Source organism: Micromonospora globispora (assembly GCF_003857015.1).
In the GTDB taxonomy this organism is placed as follows: domain Bacteria; phylum Actinomycetota; class Actinomycetes; order Mycobacteriales; family Micromonosporaceae; genus Micromonospora; species Micromonospora globispora.
Map to the genome: position 1 here is coordinate 1 of NZ_QGGF01000278.1, position 4,497 is coordinate 4,497.

At 73.4% G+C, this 4,497-nt stretch carries 5 protein-coding genes; 2 read left to right on the forward strand and 3 right to left on the reverse strand.

Annotation, left to right across the window (positions count from 1 at the left end; genetic code table 11):
* Positions 1 to 250 (reverse strand): hypothetical protein (locus tag DKL51_RS13030; RefSeq protein ID WP_438819658.1); only part of this gene is annotated, 250 nt, incomplete at its 3' end.
* A gap of 381 nt (positions 251 to 631) precedes the next feature.
* Between DKL51_RS13030 and DKL51_RS13035 the strand changes: the two genes are divergently transcribed.
* Together DKL51_RS13035 and DKL51_RS13040 are read left to right on the forward strand one after the other, a co-directional pair.
* Positions 632 to 1,741: an LLM class flavin-dependent oxidoreductase gene (locus DKL51_RS13035; RefSeq protein WP_109944353.1), complete on the forward strand. Its 1,110-nt coding sequence runs from the start codon at positions 632 to 634 to the stop codon at positions 1,739 to 1,741.
* On the forward strand, positions 1,738 to 2,364 hold the full coding sequence (locus tag DKL51_RS13040; RefSeq protein ID WP_109944352.1) for an FMN reductase: 627 nt from the start codon (positions 1,738 to 1,740) through the stop codon (positions 2,362 to 2,364). Before DKL51_RS13035 ends, DKL51_RS13040 begins: the two co-directional genes overlap by 4 nt.
* Before the next feature lie 33 nt (positions 2,365 to 2,397).
* Here the strand turns inward: DKL51_RS13040 and DKL51_RS13045 are convergent, their stop codons facing one another.
* Both DKL51_RS13045 and DKL51_RS13050 read right to left on the reverse strand, forming a co-directional pair.
* On the reverse strand, positions 2,398 to 3,279 hold the full coding sequence (locus tag DKL51_RS13045) for a universal stress protein (RefSeq protein WP_109944351.1): 882 nt from the start codon (positions 3,277 to 3,279) through the stop codon (positions 2,398 to 2,400).
* Between the two features lie 147 nt (positions 3,280 to 3,426).
* The gene (locus tag DKL51_RS13050) at positions 3,427 to 4,323 is read right to left on the reverse strand and encodes a universal stress protein (RefSeq protein ID WP_109944350.1); all 897 of its coding nucleotides are present in this window, start codon (positions 4,321 to 4,323) and stop codon (positions 3,427 to 3,429) included.
* Positions 4,324 to 4,497 lie beyond the last annotated feature (174 nt).

Below are 4,497 nucleotides of genomic sequence, written 5' to 3' on the forward strand. Positions count from 1 at the left end.
GGATCAGGCAGGCCAGGTCCATGCCGAGCCGACGGCGGGCGAGTAGCAGCCCGGCCGCGACCGGGCCTGCCACCGTCAGCGAGACGAGGTAGGCGGCGAGCCACCACGGCGCCCACGGGCACGGGTCGGCACCGCCGACGACCAGGTCGACCACATGCACTCCGGTACCCCACAGCAGCAGCGCGGCGCGGGGCGGGCTGTGGTCGGTGCCACCAACGGCTTCGGCGGCCCCGCCTGTCCCGGCGTGCAATGGCCTGATCGCTTACCGTGCGTGTCCGCGTGGCAAGGGCAACTACAACGCCTCGCGCCCTTTGCTCTGCTGCCTTATACGCAACAGTCACCGTGCGTGCTGTCCGGCCACGGGTCCATGCCGTAGGTGGCAGGAAGATCCGCAGCTCAAGGGTGGTGTTGCGTGGGCTGCAGCAGAGCAAAGGATGGGGACGGCCGTCGTGACCAATGAGCGGCCGACACGCTCGGTAAGCGGTTGAGTGGAGTAACGGTGCGTGAGGAGGGGCCTGTGACCGGGGCGGCAGGGCAGCCCCCGGCCCGCCGAAATGTTTGACTCGTCAAATATGTTGTGCGGTGCGATCCGGGGCCGCACCGGTCCGGAGGTCACGCGAGGAGCTGGATCATGCAGTTCGGAGTCTTCACCGTCGGCGACGTCACGCTCGACCCGACCAACGGGCGGCTGCCGTCCGAGCGTGAGCGGATCAAGGCGATGGTCGCCATCGCGCTCAAGGCCGAGGAGGTCGGGCTCGACGTCTTCGCCACCGGTGAGCACCACAACCCGCCGTTCGTGCCGTCGTCGCCGACCACCATGCTCGGCTACATCGCCGCCCGCACCGAGCGGTTGCTGCTCTCCACCTCGACCACGCTGATCACCACCAACGACCCGGTGAAGATCGCGGAGGACTACGCGATGCTCCAGCACCTGGCCGACGGCCGGGTCGACCTGATGATGGGGCGCGGCAACACCGGACCGGTCTACCCCTGGTTCGGCCAGGACATCCGCAACGGCATCCCGCTGGCGATCGAGAACTACGACCTGCTGCACCGGCTCTGGCGCGAGGACGTGGTCGACTGGAAGGGTCGCTTCCGCACCCCGCTCCAGTCGTTCACCTCCACGCCCCGGCCGCTGGACGGCGTGCCGCCGTTCGTCTGGCACGGCTCGATCCGCAGCCCCGAGATCGCCGAGCAGGCCGCCTACTACGGTGACGGCTTCTTCGCCAACCACATCTTCTGGCCGAAGGAGCACACCCAGCGGATGGTCGGCCTCTACCGGCAGCGCTTCGCGCACTACCGCCACGGCTCGCCGGAGCAGGCGATCGTCGGGCTCGGCGGCCAGGTCTTCATCCGGAGGAACTCCCAGGACGCGGTGCGCGAGTTCCGGCCGTACTTCGACAACGCCCCGGTCTACGGGCACGGGCCGTCGCTGGAGGAGTTCACCTCGCAGACCCCGCTCACCGTGGGCAGCCCGCAGCAGGTCATCGACCGTACCCTCGGCTTCCGCGACTACGTCGGCGACTACCAGCGGCAGCTCTTCCTCATCGACCACGCCGGGCTGCCGCTGAAGACCGTGCTCGAACAGCTCGACATCCTCGGCGAGGAGGTGGTCCCCGTACTGCGCAAGGAGTTCGACTCGCTGCGCCCCGCCCACGTACCCGAGGCCCCGACCCACGCCTCGCTGGTCGCGGCCCGCGACGCCGTAGCCGACCGCACCGACGCGGAGGCCGGCCGATGACCCGGCGCACCCTGGCCGTCGTGTCGGCCGGCCTCGGTCAGCCCTCCTCGACCCGGCTGCTCGCCGACCAGCTCGCCGCGGCCACCCGCGACGAGCTGGTCCGGCGCGGCACCGAGGTGGAGCTCCGCCCGGTGGACCTGCGCGAGCACGCCCACGACGTGGTGAACCACCTGCTCACCGGCTTCCCCGCCCCGGCGCTGCGGGAGGCGCTGGACACGGTGGCCGGCGCGGACGGCCTCATCGCCGTCACCCCGATCTTCAACGCCTCCTACAACGGGCTGTTCAAGTCCTTCTTCGACGTGGTCGAGAAGGACGCCCTGGTGGACCGGCCGGTGCTGATCGGCGCCACCGGCGGCACCGCCCGCCACTCGCTCGCCCTGGAGCACGCGGTCCGGCCGATGTTCGCCTACCTGCGCGCGCTGGTCGTACCGACGGCGGTCTTCGCCGCGCCGGAGGACTGGTCGGGCGAGGGCGCCGACGGCGCGCTGCGCGCCCGGATCCGGCGCGCCGCGGCGGAACTGGCCGACCAGGTCGACCGCCGCCCGGCGGCCGCCGGAGTGGCCGATCCCTTCGCCCTCACCACCAGCTTCGAGGAGCTGCTGGCCGGCCGCGACCCCGCCTGACCGCCGCGGGCGGGGTACCCGGCCGGGGTCGGCTCAGTCGGCCGGCTCGTACGGGTGGGCCACCAGCACCGGACAGTGGGCGTGCTGCACCAGCGCCTGACTGACCGAGCCGATCAGCAGTCCGGTGAAACCGCCCCGGCCCCGGGAACCCACCACCACCAGCGCGGCGTCCCCGCTCGTTTCGATCAGCGCCTGCTCGGGCTTGGCCGCCCGCACCGGCCGCTCCGTGACGGTCAGCCCGGAATGGTCGGACCGGACCCGGGCGGCGACCCCGGCCAGCAGCTCGGCCGACTCGGCCTCCCCGGCCGCGCCGGACTCCGCCACCTCCTCGGGCACCGCCCGCGCATCCTCCGCCGGGCGGACGTGCAGCAGCACCAGGCTGGTGCCGCGGCGTATCGCCTCGTCGGCGGCGAGCCGGACGGCGAATGCCGCCGGCTCGGAGCCGTCCACGCCGACCACCACCGGCCCGCTCACCGGGATCGGCTGCTCGGCGGGGCGGACCACCAGCACCGGGCAGTGCCCGTGCTGAGCGACCTGGGTGCTGACCGAGCCGAGCAGGAGCCCGGCGAACCCGCCGACGCCCCGTGAGCCGACCACCACCAGCTCGGCCCGGCGGGACTCCTCGATCAGGGCGGCGCCCGGCCCGCCGGCCACCTGGCGCACCTCCACCCGCAGCCCGGGATGCCGGTCGGTGAGGTCCGCGGCGGTCTGTTCGAGCATCTTCTGCGCGTCCTCGGTGGGTGCCGGCACCCCCAGGTCGTACGGGTTCAGCGGCACCCCGTAGCCGAGCGGGTGCAGGTAGCCGTGCACCAGGTGCAGCGGCCGGGACCGCTGGACCGCGGTCTGCGCCGCGTGCTCCGCGGCGCCCAGGCTGGACGGTGATCCGTCGACGCCCACCACGACAGGTCGGTTCATCAGCTCCCCCAGAGGTCGATCAGGCCATTGTCGACCGTTCGCCGCCATCCGAGAAGCAATTGCTCCCGCACGGCGGGGGAACAGTGGCGAACAGCAGGCCGCCGCGTCGGCCGGGAGACCGGCCGACGCGGACGGTGGGCCCGGCGGTCAGGACGCGTGGCCGTCCCGCCGGTGCCGGACGATGGCCAGCGGGCTGCGGGCGTGGTGCAGCAGGGCGTGGCTGACCGAACCGAGCAGCATCCCGGTGAAGGCGCCGCGGCCCTGCGCGCCGACCACGGTCAGCTGGGCGCCGGTGGACTCCTCCGTCAGCACCCGGGCCGGCGGACCGGCGACCAGCCGCTGGTGCACCCGGACCTCCGGGTAGCGCTCCGACCAGCCGGCGAGGGACTCGGCGAGCACCCGGGTCTCCTCGGCCTTCAGCTCGTCCGGGTCGTACACCAGGGGTGCGATGTCGCCCGGGCCGACCGGGGTCGGGTAGAGCCAGGCGTGCACCGCCACCAGGTCGGTGCCGCGCTGCGCTGCCTCGGCGAAGGCGAAGCCCACCGCCTCCGTGGAGAGCGCGGAGCCGTCCACGCCCACCACGACCGGGCCGTCGGCGCGCGGCTCCGCGCGCACCACGAGCACCGGGCAGTCGGCGTGCGACGTCACGTGCACCGCCGTCGAACCCACCAGCAGCTCGGCGAAGCCACCCAGGCCCCGGTGACCGAGCACGAGCAGCGCCGCGTCCCGGCTCTCGCTCCGCAGCACCGGCGTGGCCGCGCCCTCGACCACCTCGCCGGTCACCTCGATCTCGGACACGGTCTTGCGGGCCTCGTCGACCGCCTCCGCGACGAGCTTGTCCGCCTCGTGCCGGAACCCGGCGTCGGGCGGGGCGAACGGCACGGGGCCGAGCGGAGTGCCGAACAGTGGCCACATGAAGGCGTGCACCACCCGCAGCGGCCGGTGCCGGGCCGCCGCCTCCCGCGCAGCCACCCGGACCGCGTCCAGAGCTGAGGGGGAACCGTCCACGCCCACCACAACGGGGGCACCGGATCTGTCGGTCATCACGTCCTCCTTCGTCCACCTTCAGCCTGCGCCGGTCCCGGCCCGGCGGTCAGGGTCGCTGGACCCGGGCACCGGGCCGTTGGTCCCGTCCCGAGCAGTGGCCTGGGCCGCCAAGCCGGACCAGCCAGAGCACCAGGCCCGGCAGCGCGGCGACCACCGCACCGGTCCAGAGCA

Excerpts from the sequence above, each read along its gene's own strand:
- DKL51_RS13035 (WP_109944353.1), top strand. The coding sequence starts at position 632 with ATGCAGTTCGGAGTCTTCACCGTCGGCGACGTCACGCTCGACCCGACC.
- DKL51_RS13040 (WP_109944352.1), top strand. The coding sequence starts at position 1,738 with ATGACCCGGCGCACCCTGGCCGTCGTGTCGGCCGGCCTCGGTCAGCCC.
- DKL51_RS13045 (WP_109944351.1), bottom strand. The coding sequence starts at position 3,279 with ATGAACCGACCTGTCGTGGTGGGCGTCGACGGATCACCGTCCAGCCTG.
- DKL51_RS13050 (WP_109944350.1), bottom strand. The coding sequence starts at position 4,323 with ATGACCGACAGATCCGGTGCCCCCGTTGTGGTGGGCGTGGACGGTTCC.